Consider the following 17,107-nt stretch of genomic DNA (forward strand, 5'->3'; position numbering starts at 1 on the left):
GCCCATTCTGTAACAATCAGCAGGGTCTTAGCAACCCCTTAACGGAACGGCTAGCCAGATTGGAGCCATTTTGTTTTCCAGAACATGCTGCGCACGTGGTGGTGCATGCTCTGCAAGAAGTGATTTGACGGGTCAGTCGCGCACCACCAGCACAGGCACATGCACCAGGCCCAGCACGCGTTGTGTGACGCTGCCCAGCACGAGCTTTTCGAGGCCACGGCGGCCATGGGAGCCCATCACGATCAGGTCAGCGCCAGTGCTTTCCAGTGCGCGCACGATGCCGTCGTGCACTGCGTGGCCTTCGCCCACCACGGTGGTCACGGAAACGCCCGCTTCGGTCATGGCCTTGCGCGCTGCGTCCAGGGCAGTGTTGGCTTCGGCCGTAGCGGCGCTCAGGTACTGCGATTGGCCGTAGGCAAAATCAGCGCCCACGCCGGTAAAGGGATAAGGGTCCACCACGTACAGTGCCGTTACGACGCTGCCGAAAGTCTTGGCCAGGGCAGTCGCCTTGGATACGGCGAGCATGGAGGTTTCGGAACCGTCGATGGGAACCAGAATGTGCTTGAACATGGTGTTGCTCCTTAGGTAGTGGAAATCAGGCGGTGGCCCGAATACAAGCCAGAGTGTGACCCCGCACCGCCTTCAGCGACTTGATTCGCATCAAATCTGGGCGGTTCATTGCGTGGCGTTCTGATCAGGCTCGGGTGTTTATAAACCAGAGGCTCACGCCCCCAGCACATCAGCGCCCTGAAAGTTGCCGCGCCGGCAGGTGACGACCAGTGTGTCGCGGTAACCACCTTCGGCCACAGGCTGGATTGGCGTGGTTTCGTGGATCATGCGCGCGTCATCCAGCAGCAGCAAGGACCAGGGCTCGGTCAGGGTAAATCGCACGCCGCTGGGGCCGTCGGCCTCAAAAACACGGGTTTCACCGCCTTTGACGGCGTGGCGCCCCACCAGGAACACAGCCACCAGATCCACACCATCGCGGTGCGCGCCTTCCGGCGTCGGGCGGCCAATGCCGTCCCTGGTGTCGATGCGGAACTGGTGCGCTTCCAGGTACCAGGGCTCAGCACCTGCGGCATGGGCAAAGACTTCACCAGACACACCCGCCAAAGAGCGCAGCAGCTGGTTCCACACGGGGGTTGTCACTGTCGCATCCTGCATGGGGGCAAACAAGCGCTGCATGCCGCCGTGCAAGGCGTTGTACTCCACCGGCTGCCAGTGGGGTCGATGCGGCACCTGTTGCACCTCCGCGCCCGTCACCACAAAGCACGAGTGGCGCCTGCGCCGGTAGCGCCCGCCGTCTTTCAGGAATTCATCGGGCGGCAAGCCACTCCAGTCGGCATTCAGCGCCATCAAGGCTTGCAAGTCGCATCCAGCCCAGGCGGCCACATCGGCGGGGGCCAGCACCGCGTAACCGGCACTGCGCAGTTGCTCAGACACCTGGGAAGGACGAACAAAAGGCGGTGAAAAAGTGATTTGGCTCATAGAGCTGCCGAGCTTAACCGCAGCGCGGGCCTGCCAGGGCGAGCTGCAGCGCAAGCCACACCCGGCACAAGGCAGATCAACAAAAAAGCCGCTTGCCCGTGCGGGGAAGCGGCTTTGTTGAGGAACACGGCTCAGCGCCGTGCCAGGGGCAAACGCCGTGGTTACACGCGCTCTGCCACCCAGGCTTGCACCGATGCCAGCGCGGCAGGAACCTTGCTGGCATCTGTACCGCCTGCCATGGCCATGTCGGGCTTGCCGCCGCCCTTGCCGCCCACTTGCTGGGCCACAAAGTTCACCAGCTCACCAGCCTTGACCTTGCCCACGCTGTCAGCCGTCACCCCAGCAGCCAGTTGCACCTTGTCACCGTCCACCGCGGCCAGCACGATGGCGGCGGTCTTGAGCTTGTCCTTGAGCTTGTCCATGGTGTCGCGCAGGGTCTTGGCGTCCGCGCCAGGCAGTGCCGCAGCCAGCACCTTCAGGCCCTTCACGTCCACAGCCTGGGTCAGCAACTCGTCGCCCTGGGCAGAAGCCAGCTTGCCCTTGAGGGCGGCCACTTCTTTTTCGAGCGCGCGGGCGTTTTCCAGAGCCTGGGCGATGCGGGCATTCAGCTCGGCCACGGGGGACTTGAGCGCGCCAGCAGCCTGGTTCACGGTGTCTTCCAGGCTTTGCAGGTAGGCCAGCGCGTTGGCACCCGTCACGGCCTCAATACGGCGCACACCAGCGGCCACGCCGCCTTCGGCCACCACCTTGAACAGGCCGATATCGCCCGTGCGCTGCACGTGCGTGCCGCCACACAGCTCGCGGCTGGTACCGATGTCGAGCACGCGCACGGTCTCGCCGTACTTTTCGCCAAACAGCATCATGGCGCCGGTCTTCTGGGCGGATTCAATGTCCATCACACGCGCATCGGTGGCGGTGTTGGCCAGAATTTCTTCGTTCACGCGGCGTTCAATCTCGCGGATCTCGGCGTCGGTGAGGGGAGCGTTGTGGGCAAAGTCAAAGCGGGTGCGGTCGGCATTCACCAGGCTGCCCTTTTGCTGCACATGGCTGCCCAGCACTTCGCGCAGAGCCTTGTGCATGATGTGCGTGACCGAGTGGTTGCGCATGGTGGCAGCACGCACGGCCGTGTTGACCTGGGCCTGCACGGTGTCGCCCACGTTCAGGGTGCCTTCTTCCAGCGTGCCGTGGTGGCCGAACACATCGGCCTTGATCTTGAGGGTGTCGCGCACCGCAAAACGTGCCGAGCCGCTGGTGATCACGCCTTCGTCGCCCACCTGGCCGCCGCTTTCTGCGTAGAACGGAGTCGTGTCCAGCACCACCACGCCGTTTTGACCAGCCTTCAGGGCTGCAGCGCTTGTCCCGTCTACGTAGATTGCTACGATTTTTGCAGTTTCTGCAAGATGCTCATAGCCGGTGAACTGGTTGGCTGCACCGGTGTATTCCAGCGCCTTGTCCATCTTGAACTTGCCAGCAGCGCGGGCCTGGGCCTTCTGCTTTTCCATGGCCGTCTTGAAGCCAGCCTCGTCCACTTCCACGTCGCGCTCGCGGCACACGTCGTTGGTCAAATCGAGCGGGAAGCCATAGGTGTCGTGCAGCTTGAAGGCCACTTCGCCGGGCAGCACCTTGGCACCGCCGTCCAGCGCAGCGTCCAGAATTTCCATGCCGTTGGCCAGCGTTTCAAAGAAGCGCTCTTCCTCAGTCTTGAGCACGTCGGTGATGCGCTGCTCTTGCTCGCGGATAGCGGGATAGGCGTCGCCCATCAGGCGCACCAGGTCGGCCACCAGCTTGTGGAAGAACGGTGTCTTCTTGCCCAGCTTGTAGCCGTGGCGGATGGCGCGGCGCACGATGCGGCGCTGCACGTAGCCGCGGCCTTCGTTGCTGGGGATCACGCCGTCGCTCACCAGGAAGGCGGTAGCGCGGATGTGGTCAGCAATCACGCGCAGGCTCTTGTTGTCCAGGTCGGTCACGCCGGTCTCGCGGCCTGCGGCCTTGATGAGTTGGTCGAAGATGTCGATTTCGTAGTTGCTGTGCACATGCTGCAAGATGGCAGCCAGGCGCTCCAGGCCCATGCCGGTGTCCACGCAGGGCGCAGGCAGCGGCACCACAGAGCCGTCTTCCTTCATGTCGAACTGCATGAACACGTTGTTCCAGATCTCGATGAAGCGGTCGCCGTCTTCTTCAGGGCTGCCCGGAGGGCCGCCAGGAATCTCGGGGCCATGGTCGTAGAAGATTTCAGAGCAAGGGCCGCAAGGGCCGGTGTCCGCCATCATCCAGAAGTTGTCGGACTTGTAGCGGCCACCCTTGTTGTCGCCAATGCGGATCACGCGCTCGGGCGGCAGGCCGATTTCCTTGGTCCAGATGTCGTAGGCCTCATCGTCTTCCTGGTATACCGTGGCCAGCAGGCGCTCGGGCGGCAGCTTGTAGACCTCGGTCAGCAGTTCCCAGGCCCACTTCAGCGATTCGCGCTTGAAATAGTCGCCAAACGACCAGTTGCCCAGCATTTCAAAGAAGGTGTGGTGGCGCGCGGTGTAGCCCACGTTTTCCAGGTCGTTGTGCTTGCCGCCCGCACGCAGGCAGGCTTGCACCGACACAGCGCGGTTGTAGGAGCGCTTGTCGGTTCCCAGGAACACGTCCTTGAACTGCACCATGCCCGAATTGGTGAACATCAGCGTGGGGTCGTTGCCCGGCACCAGCGACGACGACGCCACGATGGTGTGGCCCTTGGAGGCAAAGAAATCCAGGAAGGTCTTGCGGATATCGGCAACGGTGAATGTGGGGGTCATGGGCTCTTCTTCACGAACAAGAATGCTGCGGCAGGATTGCACTGCAAAAAGCAGGCGAACTGGGCATTTTAGGGGGTTTCAAGCGGATTCTGGCGGCGCACCGCCGCAGTGCCTCACCTCCACCTGCCTGTAGAAGTTCTCAAAGTCCAGCATGCAGCCATGCGGGGGCAGGCCGACCACCGGCGCACGGGTACCGTGGGTACACCGGGCGCATTGCTGGTGCTTGCAGCCTGGCCAAGCGGATACCGCGCATGGCAAGCCCTGAGCCACAGCATATTCAGAAGAACTTGTCGTGCAGCACAAAGGCGTTCGCGGTGCTACGCTCCCGGTTTTCAGCCGCAAAACATCAGACAACGATACGAGGCAAACATGGACATCCAAAGCACTCCCCTCGCCCTGTTGAAAGACCCCAGCTTGCTCAAGACCGCTGCCCTGGTCAACGGCCAGTGGCTGGACGGCAGCAACCGCTTTGACGTGAACGACCCGGCCACCGGTCTGAAGCTGGCCGACGTGGCCAACCTCGGCCCGGCAGACGCCGAAGCCGCCATCGCCGCCGCCAACGCCGCCTGGGCCCCCTGGAAGACCAAGACGGCCAAAGAACGCAGTGTCATCCTGCGCAAATGGTTCGACCTGCTGATGGCCCACCAGGACGACCTGGCCCGCATCATGACCGCCGAGCAAGGCAAGCCCTTCCCTGAAGCCAAGGGCGAAGTGGCCTACGGCGCCAGCTTTGTCGAGTGGTTTGCCGAAGAAGCCAAGCGGGTCAACGGCGAGACGCTGCCCCAGTTCGACAACAACCGCCGCCTGCTGGTGCTCAAGCAGCCGATTGGCGTGTGCGCCGCCATCACGCCATGGAACTTCCCGCTGGCCATGATCACCCGCAAGGTTGCGCCGGCCCTGGCCGCCGGCTGCCCCGTGGTCATCAAGCCTGCTGAACTCACGCCCCTCACCGCCCTGGCCGCAGGCGAGTTGGCCATGCGCGCGGGCATTCCTGCAGGTGTGCTCAACATCCTCACGGCCGACAGCGCCAACTCCATCGCCATTGGCAAGGTGCTGTGCGCAAGCGACGTGGTGCGCCACATCAGCTTCACCGGCAGCACCGAGGTGGGCCGCATCCTGATGGCGCAGTCGGCCCCCACCGTCAAGAAGATGTCGCTGGAGCTGGGCGGCAACGCGCCGTTCATCGTGTTCGACGATGCCGATGTGGACAGCGCCGTGGAAGGTGCTTTTGCCAGCAAGTACCGCAACGCGGGCCAGACCTGCGTGTGCAGCAACCGCTTTTATGTGCAGGAAGGCGTGTACGACGAGTTCGTGGCCAAGTTTGCCGCCAAGGTGAAGACTGCGAAGGTGGGCAACGGCTTTGAAGACGGCGTGAACCAGGGCCCGCTGATCGAGGAAGCCGCGCTGAAAAAGGTGCAGCGCCACCTGGACGACGCCCTGGCCAAGGGCGCTCAAGTGGTGGCCGGCGGCCAGCGCCTGAAGACCCTGGGCTCAGGCCAGTTCTTCGAGCCCACCGTGGTGGCCAACGCCACGCCCGACATGCTGTGCGCCCGCGAAGAAACCTTTGGCCCCTTCGCCCCTGTCTTCAAATTCAAGACCGAGCAAGAGGCCATTGATGCCGCCAATGCCACCGAGTTTGGACTGGCCAGCTACTTCTACAGCCGCGACGTGGGCCGCATCTTCCGCGTGGGCGAAGCGCTGGAATACGGCATGGTGGGCATCAACGTGGGCATTCTGGCCACCGAACATGTGCCCTTCGGCGGCGTGAAGCAGTCCGGCCTGGGCCGCGAAGGATCACACTACGGCATGGATGACTACGTGGAAATCAAGTACCTGTGCCTTGGCGACATTCAGAAGTGACCACCCCGCGCAGGGCGCGCCAGCGCCCCTTAAAGCGCGCAGGACATGCCTATAATGCGCGGCTGTGCGGGTGTAGTTCAATGGTAGAACGGCAGCTTCCCAAGCTTCATACGAGGGTTCGATTCCCTTCACCCGCTCCACTGCATCATTCTGCGGACTTCCGCAGAAGTCCAAGAGAGTCTGCAAGTCGTTGCCGCACAAAGACTTTTCCTCTCTTTGACGGTCTGCCGTAGTCCACTGCGATCCATCTACAGCCGGGACTTTTAAGTCCACAAACAAGTCCATTTTTGTGGGCGCGGCTGATTCCGGATTGTTGATGGAGGGGCGAGGTCGACGTGACCAGCATCTGGTTCCTGACTCATGTTCAGGAGCAAGAGCATGGCACTCTCAGACCTGGCCGTTCGACAGGCCAAGGCAACTGGCAAGGCATACACCCTCCCTGACTTGGATGGCCTCTCCCTGGCCGTCACGGCTGCAGGGGGCAGGACTTGGCACTTCCGCTACTACTGGGCGGGCAAGCAGAAGCGGATGTCGCTCGGCACCTACCCGGAGGTGACGCTTCGCGAGGCCCGCAGCCTGCGCGACGAAGCGCGCGCCCTGCTGGCCAAAGGCACCAATCCTCGCGTTCACCGCAAGCAGAAGCGCACCGCTGTCCGGCTCGCCGACGAAAACACCTTCGAGGCGGTGTATCGCAAGTGGCTCAAGCATCGCGGGCTCAGCCTCAAGGAAGGCCGGCAGACGACCCTCTCGATACTTCCGCGCATCTTCGACAAGGATGTGCTGCCCGCCTTGGGCAAGCGGTCGGTCTATGAGATCAAGCGTCCCGACCTCTTGGAGGTGATCGCCAAGATCGAGAAGCGCAAGGCGCTCTCCGTCGCCGAGAAAGTCAGGACGTGGTTCAACCAACTGTTCCGTTACGCGCTGGTGATCGTGCCGGGCCTGGAGCAGAACCCGGCCTCCGATCTCGATGTGGTGGCGCTGCCGCTGCCACCTGTCAACCACAACCCGTTCCTGCGCATGGCCGAGCTGCCGAAGCTGTTGCAGCGGCTGCGCAGCTATCGCGGCAGGCGGCAGACCCAGCTCGGGCTGCGGCTGTTGCTGCTGACCGGCGTGCGAACCGGCGAGCTGCGACAGGCGATGCCGGATCAATTCGATCTGGACCGTGGGTTGTGGATCATCCCGCCCGACGTCGTGAAGCAACTCCAGTTGGATATGCGCAAGAAGCGGCAGCAGCCGAAGGACATCCCGCCCTACATCGTGCCTTTGTCGATTCAGGCCATGGAGATCGTCCGGCACCTGCTGGATGAGTTCAAGCCGGCCCAGCGCTACCTGTTCCGGCACGACAGCGACTTGAAGAAGCGCATCAGCGAGAACACGCTCAATGGTGCCCTCAAGCGCATGGGCTATCAGGAACGCCTGACCGGACACGGCATCCGCGGCACGATGTCCACTGCGCTCAACGAGATCGGCTACCCGAAAGTCTGGGTGGATGCACAGCTCTCGCATGTCGATCCCAACAAGGTCAGCGCGACCTACAACCATGCCGAGTACGTGGAGCAGCGTCGCCGCATGATGCAGGACTGGGCCGATCGGCTCGACCTCTTCGAGCAGAACCAGGTCGAGGCGGCCAGCATGCCGCTCACCGTGCATCTGGAAGGCGTGCCCGCGTTCCCGAATGAGCAAACCGCAAGCGCACCCTCCACGCCGGTTGCCGCTTCGCCAATCCTGCTCGTGACGAAGCCGGGTGACGCCATGCCGTTGGTTTCTGCCGCCGCACATCGGCTGCCGGCGGTTCCGCCCCCTCGATCGGCCGCGCCGCTGGTGCCTTCGGACATTCAGCGCGAGAGGATGGAACTGTTCGATGTCTTCGAAGCGCCGCACAACCTTCCCGTCGCGGCGTTTGCCAAGATGGCGGGCAAGTCCCGCAGGTGGATCAGCTACGAGATCAAGGCGGGCAACTTGCTGGCGTTGAACGTGGGCAACCGCGGCCAGCGCGTGCCGGACTGGCACCTCGACCCACTCAAGCACGAGCTGATCCAGTCCGTCCTCAAGCTGACCAGGGGTGCGGACCCTTGGCAGATCTACCATGCACTGCTGCAGCCGCGCTCGATGCTGCGGGGGCATTCGGCACTGGAGGGCGTGACGGCCGGCAATCTCGACAAGCTCGTCATGGCCGTGAGCACAGCCGTGAAGGAAAGCGAATGGACCCCGCCGCGAGTCGTGGTCGCCTAGCAGCAGGAATGCGGGATCGTGGCGAAACCGCGATCCCCGCGCGTCCGTCAGGACACCAAGCGCGCGCGGCGGGCGAATCTTGCCTGGGTGTCCGACAAGGAAGCCTCGCGACGGAGCAGATAAGCCATCACGATCGTTGGTGCGCCGGCCAGCGGCCGCATGGCGATGCCTCGGCGTAGGTAGCTCGCCAGTCTCGCGGCGGGCGCAATGGTGATCCCGTACCCGGCGGCAACCAGCGTCATCACCACATCGAATGTCTCCACCGTTTGCTCCCGCTCCTGCAGCGCGTTCTCGAACACGCGCTGCACGGTCATGCGCCATGGTTCATCGGCCGTGGACTGCGAGCAGATCAAGGGCTGCTTGAGCACTTCCCCGCACGGCACTTCACGGTGGGCCAGCAGGTGGGAGCGCTTGGCCACGGCGACCGCCAGCGTGTCATGCCACAGCGGTTCGCATACCCAGCCAGGCCACTGCCGGGCAACCGCAGACAAGGCGAAGTCGAAGCCGTCGTCCGGCATCTCCGCGCCTCGACCGGGATCTGTCCAGCCGGCCAGGACGGCATGAGTCTCCGGCTCTTCGGCACGCTGCAGGGCGAGCACGTCGGCGAGCTGGGGAGGCACCCATTCGCCGAGGACGGCCATGCGAATTTCGGCGGTGATGTCACTCGATTCCACGTCCAGCTCCCCCCAGGCGGTGAACTCGTGGCAACTGATCTCGAAGCCGTTGAATGAGTTAAGTTTAACGTGGTTTAAATCGTGACCGTGTTCGACGCTCTTGGCAATGCCAAAGCGTTCGATCCAAAGGGGCCGCCCCACCGGCACCACTACCTACGAAGCGGAACCAGCCATCGCGTTTGGGGCTGCCGTGCGGGAAGAGAGAACCAACCAGGGCATCGCTCAGGAAACGCTGGCCCACATGGCCGGCATCGAGCGGTCTCACATGGGCAAGATCGAGCGCGGCGAGCATGTCCCCACGCTCCCTCTCATCCTCAAGATTGCCCGTGCGCTGAAATGCAGTTCCGCCCACTTGATGACTCTGACCGAAGCCAAGCTGGCAGAGTCGGCCCCATCCGCGGATTGAAGCCGGCCTGCGCAGCGGCCGCACGGCTACCCCTGATCGTCGTTGTCCTTGCCCCCAAGGGCTGAATCTTCGCGCTTTGCGGCCTCGTTGAGGAGCCGCAGGTATGGGTTGTCTGGCGGCGTCTCCCGGAACAGCGCCTCCGGGCTGGCGAGCAGATAGCCGTGCAGCCGGCGCGACTTGCGCGGCCCCGTGACTTCGCAGGTCCAGATGTTCAGCCCGCTCGGCTGCTTGCGGTGCTGTCCCAGCTTCTCGAAGCGCTTCTGTACCCACTGCCACCCCTCCAGCTTCTCCTGCTTGGCCAGCGCGGCGACTTGAAGGTACTCCTGCGCGTAGCGCTGGAACACGCCGGGGCTGACGAGGTAGCTCGTACCGGCGACGGTATGCACCAGGGCCTTGGCGTCGTTGATGATGAGCTTGCGCGTCTGGATGCTCTGACGCAGCCAGGCCATGAAGTGCGCCCCGGAGGGCTCCGCGCGATCCTGGGAAGGCGCGAGGCTCATCTGCGGCGGGGGCATGGTCGAAGGGGCCGGCTCGGGCTCGGCGATCTCCGGCGCTGTGGATGGAGCAGTGTCGCCCAGCAGGTCGAGCAGCGCGGCCACGCCGATGTCCGTGGCTGCGGATGCGATCGGCGCCGCGCTCGCGGATGCAGCTTCGATGCCTTCGGCGCGCGGCCCATCGGCCACCGCCGGCGCCTGCGGCTCCGCCTGTTCCTCCTCGACCTGCACACGGCCTGCGAACGGCGCCGGCCGGTCGACGGCATCCCAGATCATCGCCGGCGAGAGTTTCAGGAAGGTGAAGGCGTGCGACCAGCCGGCGTCGCTGGTGACAGAAGCCTTCCAGATCGCCTTGCCATCCGGCGTTGGCTGCACGATGCCGTGATCCTGCAGCACGTTGAACACCGCCGTGTTGCTCGCCGGAATGCCGTCGATGCCTTGCGATAGCAGATGTGCGCGCAGCTTGTCGGAGACGGTCTTGCTCACCAGCCACAGAGCGTCTTGGGTCAGCCAACCGTCCGCCGGACCGGCCTGGTTCAACTTGAATTCTTCCTTGAGCAGGTAGCGCAAGCCGTCGAGCAATTTGCGTTGCAGCGCATGCTTGGGCGCCGCCAGCGCCTTGCTGGGATCGCCGCCGAGTTCTTGGGCGACCGATGCCTGGTCGGCCTGCACGACCAGCTCGCCGAGCGTGCCGGCGTGCTCGTACTGGCCGGCCAGCACGTACCGCAGCGCGGCCCAGAGGTCGGGATAGCCGCTGAGCCAGTCGAAGATGTCCCGATCGAGAAGGCGCGCGTAGAGCAGCCCGGTGGCGGCGCTGTGCAGGCGGTACTCGCGCTCCTTTCGGTAACGGAAGCGGTAGGGCTTTCGCAGCGGGCCGTGCCAGGGATGCCAGACGCTGCCGTCGGCATGCTCGACGTGCAGATCGACCGCAATCTTGCCGATGTCGTGCAGCAGGGCCGCGTAGGCCGTGCCTGCGGTCCAGGCTTCGGCCTGGGCCGCCTGTGCCTCCGGCGTGACGCCCGCAGGCAGCAGGTATGACTGCCGCAGCTTCAGCGCATAGGCGACGATCTCCAGGCCGTGGTCCAGCATGCCGCCCGGATAGGCGTGGTGGTGGTTCTCGGAGGCCGGGAACTGCTGGACCAGCTCGGCGTAGCGCTCCAGTGGGGCGAGGTAGAGCGTGGCGAACTGCCGGCGCGAGAGCGAGGTGCGCTGCCAGATGTGTTCCAGCAGTTTCTGCCGGCGCGGCGTGGCCAGCAGCGATGCGGCCGACTCCGGCCGCGTCAACCCTTTCGGAGTTTCGATGGCGGAGGTGGGCGGTGTGCCGGCGGTGGGTGGCACCCGTTTGCGCTGGAACAGCGAGAGCATGGCGAACCCCGGATGACGGGCTGCTCGGGGCGCCTTTTGGCCTTTTCAGGATAGGGCCTTTCCCCTTGGCGCCCTTCCTTTGCCCCTTCCCAGCCCTTTGGCCTTTGTCGGAAGCCTTTGGGTATAGGGCCGCTGCTTCGCGGCTGCCACGATGAATGCGGCATGGGGCAACCCCGGCAAGTGGGGCGCTGCGGGACGTTCGTCAGCTCTGGCCCAAGCCGGTGTCGAGGGCGGCGGATTGCGCTGCGAAGTCGTCGGGACGGCGCTTGCGGAAGGTTTCGAGATTGCTCAGCTTCCAGCGCAGTGCCGGCAGTTGAGCGGCGTGTTGGCATTGCACCAGCGACCAGTCCGGTTCTGCGCGCACCAGCCCGCTCAGAAACTGCTTGTGAGCGGTGCTCAGTCGCTGTGGCAGCTCGCGCCGCACCCTGGCGCGAGCTTCGAGCAGTGTCTCCAGGGAGCAGTCCACTTCGGTCATGCCGACAAAGGCCCGCTCGTACTCGCCGGCGATGTCCTTGTCGTTGCCGAACAGCACTTCGTGGGGCGGCCGGTTGTGGCCCGCCAGATAGATCACGAAGCACTCGACCATGCCGTCGCTGATGTCGCCCGATTCGTAGAGCTGCCACACGTCGAACAGGTCGCGGGGGTGCTGCCGATCCAGCGCAGCCACCAGCTTGCTGGCGTACAGCTCGTCCGGTGCCAGAACCGGCAGCTCGAACTCGACGCCGAACAGATCGCTGGTCTTGGCACTCAGCGGCCGCCGCTCCACGGGCAGCACGCTGCCTCGGAACACGACGTTGACCTCGATCTTCACCTGGTTGGCGTCGTTCTCGACGATCAGCTTGGTGTCCCCCAGGTCCTTGGCGCGAACCAGGCGTGTCTGCACGCCCAGTGGTGCAACGCGCGTGGCGATGGCGGCCAGCTCCTGGTTGATGGCTTGCAGCGCTTCGTCGCGCGGCGTCTGCCACGGGAGGTACACCACGTCGATGTCCACCGACAGGCGCGGCATGTCCCGCACGAAGAGGTTGATGGCCGTGCCGCCCTTCATAGCGAAGATGTCGTTGGCGAACACGTCGGGCGCGACGGCCAGCAGCAGGCGAACGGTGTCCGCGTAGGTCTTATCCATGAGGTCTCAGGCTCAGCAAGGTGCCGTCATCGAGCCGGCTCATCCAGCGCGTGTTGCTGCCGGTGCGAACCGGGTACTGCTCCAGCAGGGCATCGACATCCACGAGGCTGGTCTCGCGCGCCCAGGTGAGGAACAGGCGCACGGCCTTCACGCTGGTGCAGCAGGACAGCAGTTGTCCGAGCAAGTCCTTGCGGGGGGAACGCAGTCCATCAAAGAGGTTGCGGGCCTCTTCGAGGCTCTGCTTGACGCCGGCTTCGTACAGCAGCTCCAGAACGGCACGCTCGGGGGCTGCCACCCGCAGATCCTCGGGCAGGCCAGGCGGCGTGGTCAGGGTCTTGCCGGCCAGCACCGTGTCCGGCCAGTCGAACAGGCGGGCGTGGACGTAGCGGGCCGGAAAGCGCGAGGTGAACCAGGCCGGCAACGCGAAGCGACCGTCGCCCCACAGCACCAGCGCCTCCCGGCTGCCCAGGTTGTGCCGCACCCCCTGCAGGGCCAGGGCGCTCTTGCCGCCGACGTGCAGGCCGGGCACGCGCTGTTGAAGGAACTTCAGCGCACCGTAGACCCCGAACTCATCGTTCGGGAAGGCATAGACGCCATGGGCCAGGCGCACGAGCCACCCGCCGTCGGCATAGTGGGCGGCGAGCTGGGGCGACACCCCGAACTGGCTCAGGGTGGCAAGGTCGAACGGCGCCCCGCGGGGGAGTCCCGCCTGCAGCCGCTTGATTACCTGGTGCCTAGAATTTCCATCCATGGTGTAAAAATAGCACGGAATCCAATCAGCCCCTAGAGCTATCGCAGGAACGTGCATGGAAAGTAGCATAAGGTTTGATTTATAGTGCAGAATCTAATCGCCCTGCGACCCGAGCCAACCCGGCTCTGCCAGCCGCAACCCGGCCTCCTGATCGCGGTCTATGCTGGAGGGCAAGCCCCAACCGGCCGCTCTTGAGGTGAGGCACCACTGAAACCGAGGCACATGAGCATGACCACCAACACGCACAACGGGCGCTGGAGCCACCGGCTGGGCCGGGGGGCTGGCCGTGCCTGGCGTGGATACCTGCGCCGCGAGCAGCGTGTCGCCGGCTGGCTGGTGACGCGCGGGGTGCCCGCAGGCGCGGCGACGGCGGTGCTCTGGATCGTGAAGCTCGCCGTGCTTGGTATGCTGCTGTACTCCGTATCCTGGCTTGTCCTGCTGCTGGCCTTTGCTGTGGTCGCCGCATGGCTCGCGCGGAATGCCGATGAGGACGACGAGAAGCAGCCGGAACTCAGAGACGGACACTCGGGCGTCGGCCTGTACGACAAAGATGACTGGCGGATCGACATGGGCGATCCCGACGAGCCGTAGCTGTCGCATCAACGCGAGAGAGTGCTCCTTACTTCGCCGCACCTTTCGATACGGCCGTCATCGCAAGGCGAGAGCCACTACCTCCGGCCGACTTCGCATCGGACGTGCCAGTGATGAGACCGCCTAGGAAGTTTCCAGCGCGAACTCCTGCCCATCCGAGTGCCATGACCCAGAACGTCGGCAACACGATGAACATCGTTGCCATGACGAAGTTCAGCAGCATGTCACCGAACGCATTGTTCAGGCCGATCAATGGGTCGAAGTTGGCGTGCGGCCTGTCCGCGCCAAACCCCCAGCCGTAGAGCGCGTCCAGGATCGTGCTGTCGATCCAGCGCGCGAGCAGGAACCAGAAGTCCACGAAGAACAGCGCGAACTGGACGCAGCTCACCGTCACCACCGTCTTCAGGTCGTAGGTGCCGATCAGCAGCACCAGCGGGATGCAGATGACGAGCGCCATCTTGAGCATCGTCAGCACCATCGGCAGCGCCTGGCGTACCACGTCCATCGCGGGGAAGAAAGCCAGCGAGCCGACGGTCAGCCCCAGGTCGCCCACGCCGCGCGTGACGACGTTCGGCAGCGTCTTGTCGATCTGGCCGCCGTAGTCGGTGTAGACGACGCCCTGGTTCATCTTCTGCTGTCGCGGTGAGACCACGGCGCGGATCACCGAGTCATTGACCTCGCTCTGCGACAGGAAGCCCGCCCAGCGCCCGATGCGGGTCAGCAGATCCGGGTCGACCTGTGCCAGCAGCCGGCTGCGCAGTCCCTGGCCGCCATCGGCCCACCACTGTCGGCAGGACGGATAACCGCCACCGCTGTCCACCTGTGCCAGCCCTGCATCGCGGGTCGCGTCGTAGGGCCAGGCCGTGCGTGGGGTCTTGGAGCGATAGGTGTCATAGAAGCCGGGCGTGTCGAGGAAGTAACTCGACCCGATCCAGGTGACGTCGTTCATCTGCTCGTCGGAGAGCGTCGGCCGGTTCATGAACAGCTTGGCGCGCGACGGCCCGTAGCAGTCGTGCGTGAAGTCGGCGACCTCCTGTGCCAGAACCGGATCGTCGATGCGCGTGGCATCGACATCCATGCGAATCTGACGCAGGTCCGTGCCGCAGGGAATCGCCGCCACCGCGGCGCCCGTCACGGCTTTCGACAGCGCGTGCATGAAGAACCACCACACCGGCACCAGCGCGCTCTGGTCGTTGAGCGCCGTGTAGACGTTGGACCAGCCCGTGTCGTTGGGCAGCGGGACGTTGACCTGGCATTGCGCGGACCGCGTGGTGTCGAACTTGATCGTGGCGAGATCCACCGGGATGAACGGGATGCCGGCGAACAGGATGACCACGATCGCCACCCACACCCGGTTCTCGATGCGCATCGACGACAGCACGCCCTTGTTGCCCTCGTCCGCACCTTCGCTGCGGGCCTTGAGCCATTCCTGGATCACGATGGCCACGAACGGCAGCGCGAACACGCCGCTGGCCACGAGGATGCTCCAGATGCCGTTGTTGACCACCCAAGCCACCAGGGTCAGGTAATACTCCAGGTAGTCCGTGGTGTAGAGCGTCATGCCTGCCTCCCGGTCTCAGCCGTGCCGCAACAGTTGGCTGGCTTCCAGCGCGACCACGGCGATCACGGCCGCGATCTCCGTGCGCAGCAGGCGCTGATGCGTCTCGCGGGACGGCTCCCGCCGCAGCAGGCGCCGGCGCATCCACCACCAGCCGTAGGCCGTCGCTCCGTAGAGGCACAGCCGCCACACGAAGAAGTGGCCGGCATGCGCCTGCAGCCAGTGCTGCCAGCCCTCGACGCCGCCGACCAGGTGGATGCCGGCGATGTTCACTGCTACTGCGGCGGCCACCACCAGCAAAGTCCACAGCAGCGCCACGCCGACGCGGCGATTGAACAGCCATGGCAACCGCAGCCAGACCAGCCGGCTCATGGCGTACCGCTCCGCGGCTTCTGGACTTCCCGCAGCCGGTCGCGCGTGGTGTCGCCCTCGAAGACGCCGCGCGAGCCGGCAGCGCGGGTGCTGTGGCGCTGGATGATCGCCATCGCCGAGTTGCCGGCCAGCGTGCGGCGCAGCTCCAGCTCGGTCTTGAGGTTGTTGATCTCCTGCTCCAGCGCGCTGTTCTCCTGGTCGACCGCCCGCACGGCCAGTTCGTTGGCGGCGACGTTCGGCTCCTTCTTGCCGGTGAGCAACGTGCGTTGCAGCAGCAGGGCTTTCTCCAGCACGCTGGACAGCGCCGCCTCCGACGCCAGGCGCTTGCCCAGCACGTCCTGGTCGGGTTCGTCCCGCAGGGCCTCGATCACGCCGCGGGTGATCGGCAGCGAGCTGCTGCCGGCTGCGTCGAGATTGGCCGGCGTCGTCGGCCGGGCGCCCGTCACCAGCTCCTGCAGCACCTGCAGCTTGGTCTCGTACTCTTCCTGGATCACTGGCGTGAGCCCGACGCCAGGCGTGGTCTGGGTCTTCGTGCAGTTTTCGCAGGTGCGTTGCTCGCGTTCGCCCAGCACGCGGTTCGCAAAGGCCGCGGCCGCGCCAGGCGACGACCAGGTCTGGCAGGTCAGGCGGTTGCCGCAGGCGCTGCGCGCGATCGACGAGGTATCGGTGACGCTGCGCCCGTTGAGCAGGTTGTAGCCCGCTCGCGTCACGTCGCCGACCACCTTGATCGAACTCTGGCCGGAGCCACCCGCGTTGCCGCCGCCGACCCATGGCACGCCGTTGTTTCCTTTGTTGGACTCGGCCTGCTCGATGGCGGAGACGGCATCGGTGCTGCTGACCGCATCCCGCAGCGCCATCCCTTCGGCGAGCTGGTCCCAGCCGGCCTGGCCGCCGGCCATGTCCGCCATGCGATTGGCGATGGCCCGGCAGGTCATCTTCGAGCGGTCGAAATCCAGGCGCGCCTGCAGGATGCCGTTGGTGAGCAGGTTGTACAGGCCCGGGTCAGCGCGCTGGATGATCAGGGCCGGCAGCGAGGCCACGGCGCTGGTGGCGTTCTGGATCACGTTGCTCATGATCGTCTGGAAGCCGTTGGTAATGCCGTTGAGCTGGTTCTGCAGCGTCGTGGTGATGCTCATGTCGCCGCAGATCAGGTTGCTGTTCCAGCCGATCCCCACGCCGATGCTCTGCATGTTGCCGGCACCACCCATCGACACGGCCCGGCCGCCGCCAATGCTGTAGAGCACGTCGTCGCCGATCACGCTACCGCTGACGTTCACGCCATTGGGATCGATTCGGGTCTGCGCCCAGGCGAGCCCACGACCAGCGTGATGGCCGCCACGAGCAGCGTGGCCCGCAGGGGCGACTTCGCGCGGCGCAGGAAGTCAGGGAGGGATGCGGTCATCGTGGGTT

Annotated in this window: 13 protein-coding genes, 1 tRNA gene and 1 pseudogene; 5 read left to right on the top strand and 10 right to left on the bottom strand. The window is 64.9% G+C overall.

Going from position 1 to position 17,107, the window contains the following annotated elements; translation table 11 throughout:
• Positions 1–132: 132 nt before the first annotated feature.
• The 3 genes from IHV84_RS07805 to alaS form a co-directional block, all read right to left on the bottom strand.
• Entirely contained in the window at positions 133–570 is a 438-nt protein-coding gene (locus IHV84_RS07805; protein ID WP_066696042.1) for a universal stress protein, read from the bottom strand.
• A 153-nt stretch (positions 571–723) separates the two neighbouring features.
• Entirely contained in the window at positions 724–1,488 is a 765-nt protein-coding gene (locus IHV84_RS07810) for a 2OG-Fe dioxygenase family protein (RefSeq protein ID WP_066696081.1), read from the bottom strand.
• 161 nt (positions 1,489–1,649) lie between these two features.
• A complete protein-coding gene (gene alaS, locus IHV84_RS07815; RefSeq protein ID WP_198846440.1) occupies positions 1,650–4,271 on the bottom strand; it encodes an alanine--tRNA ligase in 2,622 nt (873 codons plus the stop codon).
• 369 nt (positions 4,272–4,640) lie between these two features.
• Between alaS and IHV84_RS07820 the strand changes: the two genes are divergently transcribed.
• The 3 genes from IHV84_RS07820 to IHV84_RS07830 all read left to right on the top strand — a co-directional run bounded on the left by IHV84_RS07820 (position 4,641) and on the right by IHV84_RS07830 (position 8,363).
• Positions 4,641–6,131 carry an NAD-dependent succinate-semialdehyde dehydrogenase gene (locus IHV84_RS07820; RefSeq protein ID WP_198846441.1) on the top strand — a complete coding sequence of 497 codons (1,491 nt, stop codon included), beginning with the start codon at positions 4,641–4,643 and terminating at the stop codon, positions 6,129–6,131.
• A 66-nt stretch (positions 6,132–6,197) separates the two neighbouring features.
• Positions 6,198–6,271, top strand: a tRNA-Gly gene (locus IHV84_RS07825).
• Positions 6,272–6,509: 238 nt separating this feature from the next.
• Positions 6,510–8,363, top strand: a complete 1,854-nt coding sequence (locus IHV84_RS07830; protein ID WP_198846442.1) for an integrase arm-type DNA-binding domain-containing protein — start codon at positions 6,510–6,512, stop codon at positions 8,361–8,363.
• Positions 8,364–8,410: 47 nt separating this feature from the next.
• On the opposite strand, the gene IHV84_RS07835 is transcribed toward IHV84_RS07830, so the two are convergent.
• Positions 8,411–9,037: a LysR substrate-binding domain-containing protein gene (locus IHV84_RS07835; protein ID WP_068636845.1), complete on the bottom strand. Its 627-nt coding sequence runs from the start codon at positions 9,035–9,037 to the stop codon at positions 8,411–8,413.
• Between the two features lie 106 nt (positions 9,038–9,143).
• On the opposite strand from IHV84_RS07835, the gene IHV84_RS07840 reads away from it, so the two are divergent.
• The gene (locus IHV84_RS07840; protein ID WP_003282197.1) at positions 9,144–9,443 is read left to right on the top strand and encodes a helix-turn-helix domain-containing protein; all 300 of its coding nucleotides are present in this window, start codon (positions 9,144–9,146) and stop codon (positions 9,441–9,443) included.
• A 26-nt stretch (positions 9,444–9,469) separates the two neighbouring features.
• Here IHV84_RS07840 and mobH read toward each other — a convergent pair whose 3' ends face one another.
• From mobH to IHV84_RS07855, 3 genes are all read right to left on the bottom strand, one after another.
• Positions 9,470–11,302 (bottom strand): MobH family relaxase, encoded by a 1,833-nt coding sequence (gene mobH / locus IHV84_RS07845; RefSeq protein WP_198846443.1) that lies wholly within the window; start codon positions 11,300–11,302, stop codon positions 9,470–9,472.
• Positions 11,303–11,504: 202 nt separating this feature from the next.
• Positions 11,505–12,425, bottom strand: a complete 921-nt coding sequence (locus IHV84_RS07850) for a nucleotidyl transferase AbiEii/AbiGii toxin family protein (protein ID WP_198846444.1) — start codon at positions 12,423–12,425, stop codon at positions 11,505–11,507.
• Positions 12,418–13,176: a type IV toxin-antitoxin system AbiEi family antitoxin domain-containing protein gene (locus tag IHV84_RS07855; protein WP_198846445.1), complete on the bottom strand. Its 759-nt coding sequence runs from the start codon at positions 13,174–13,176 to the stop codon at positions 12,418–12,420. The genes IHV84_RS07850 and IHV84_RS07855 overlap by 8 nt, the downstream gene beginning before the upstream one ends.
• Before the next feature lie 222 nt (positions 13,177–13,398).
• Between IHV84_RS07855 and IHV84_RS07860 the strand changes: the two genes are divergently transcribed.
• Positions 13,399–13,767, top strand: a complete 369-nt coding sequence (locus IHV84_RS07860; protein ID WP_031633433.1) for a DUF3742 family protein — start codon at positions 13,399–13,401, stop codon at positions 13,765–13,767.
• A 28-nt stretch (positions 13,768–13,795) separates the two neighbouring features.
• Here the strand turns inward: IHV84_RS07860 and IHV84_RS07865 are convergent, their stop codons facing one another.
• From IHV84_RS07865 to IHV84_RS07875, 3 genes and pseudogenes are all read right to left on the bottom strand, one after another.
• On the bottom strand, positions 13,796–15,328 hold the full coding sequence (locus IHV84_RS07865) for a conjugal transfer protein TraG N-terminal domain-containing protein (protein WP_198846446.1): 1,533 nt from the start codon (positions 15,326–15,328) through the stop codon (positions 13,796–13,798).
• Between the two features lie 15 nt (positions 15,329–15,343).
• Positions 15,344–15,697 carry a hypothetical protein gene (locus tag IHV84_RS07870; protein WP_023109290.1) on the bottom strand — a complete coding sequence of 118 codons (354 nt, stop codon included), beginning with the start codon at positions 15,695–15,697 and terminating at the stop codon, positions 15,344–15,346.
• A pseudogene (locus IHV84_RS07875) lies at positions 15,694–17,099 on the bottom strand (integrating conjugative element protein). Before IHV84_RS07875 ends, IHV84_RS07870 begins: the two are co-directional and overlap by 4 nt.
• Positions 17,100–17,107: the final 8 nt, after the last annotated feature.

The organism is Acidovorax sp. IB03 (genome assembly GCF_016406015.1).
Lineage (GTDB): Bacteria > Pseudomonadota > Gammaproteobacteria > Burkholderiales > Burkholderiaceae_C > Acidovorax > Acidovorax temperans.

What these genes read in the sequence shown, in the direction of transcription:
- IHV84_RS07805 (WP_066696042.1), bottom strand. Translation starts at nt 570, where the DNA reads ATGTTCAAGCACATTCTGGTTCCCATCGACGGTTCCGAAACCTCCATG.
- IHV84_RS07810 (WP_066696081.1), bottom strand. Translation starts at nt 1,488, where the DNA reads ATGAGCCAAATCACTTTTTCACCGCCTTTTGTTCGTCCTTCCCAGGTG.
- alaS (WP_198846440.1), bottom strand. Translation starts at nt 4,271, where the DNA reads ATGACCCCCACATTCACCGTTGCCGATATCCGCAAGACCTTCCTGGAT.
- IHV84_RS07820 (WP_198846441.1), top strand. Translation starts at nt 4,641, where the DNA reads ATGGACATCCAAAGCACTCCCCTCGCCCTGTTGAAAGACCCCAGCTTG.
- IHV84_RS07830 (WP_198846442.1), top strand. Translation starts at nt 6,510, where the DNA reads ATGGCACTCTCAGACCTGGCCGTTCGACAGGCCAAGGCAACTGGCAAG.
- IHV84_RS07840 (WP_003282197.1), top strand. Translation starts at nt 9,144, where the DNA reads ATGCCAAAGCGTTCGATCCAAAGGGGCCGCCCCACCGGCACCACTACC.
- mobH (WP_198846443.1), bottom strand. Translation starts at nt 11,302, where the DNA reads ATGCTCTCGCTGTTCCAGCGCAAACGGGTGCCACCCACCGCCGGCACA.
- IHV84_RS07850 (WP_198846444.1), bottom strand. Translation starts at nt 12,425, where the DNA reads ATGGATAAGACCTACGCGGACACCGTTCGCCTGCTGCTGGCCGTCGCG.
- IHV84_RS07855 (WP_198846445.1), bottom strand. Translation starts at nt 13,176, where the DNA reads ATGGATGGAAATTCTAGGCACCAGGTAATCAAGCGGCTGCAGGCGGGA.
- IHV84_RS07860 (WP_031633433.1), top strand. Translation starts at nt 13,399, where the DNA reads ATGAGCATGACCACCAACACGCACAACGGGCGCTGGAGCCACCGGCTG.
- IHV84_RS07865 (WP_198846446.1), bottom strand. Translation starts at nt 15,328, where the DNA reads ATGACGCTCTACACCACGGACTACCTGGAGTATTACCTGACCCTGGTG.
- IHV84_RS07870 (WP_023109290.1), bottom strand. Translation starts at nt 15,697, where the DNA reads ATGAGCCGGCTGGTCTGGCTGCGGTTGCCATGGCTGTTCAATCGCCGC.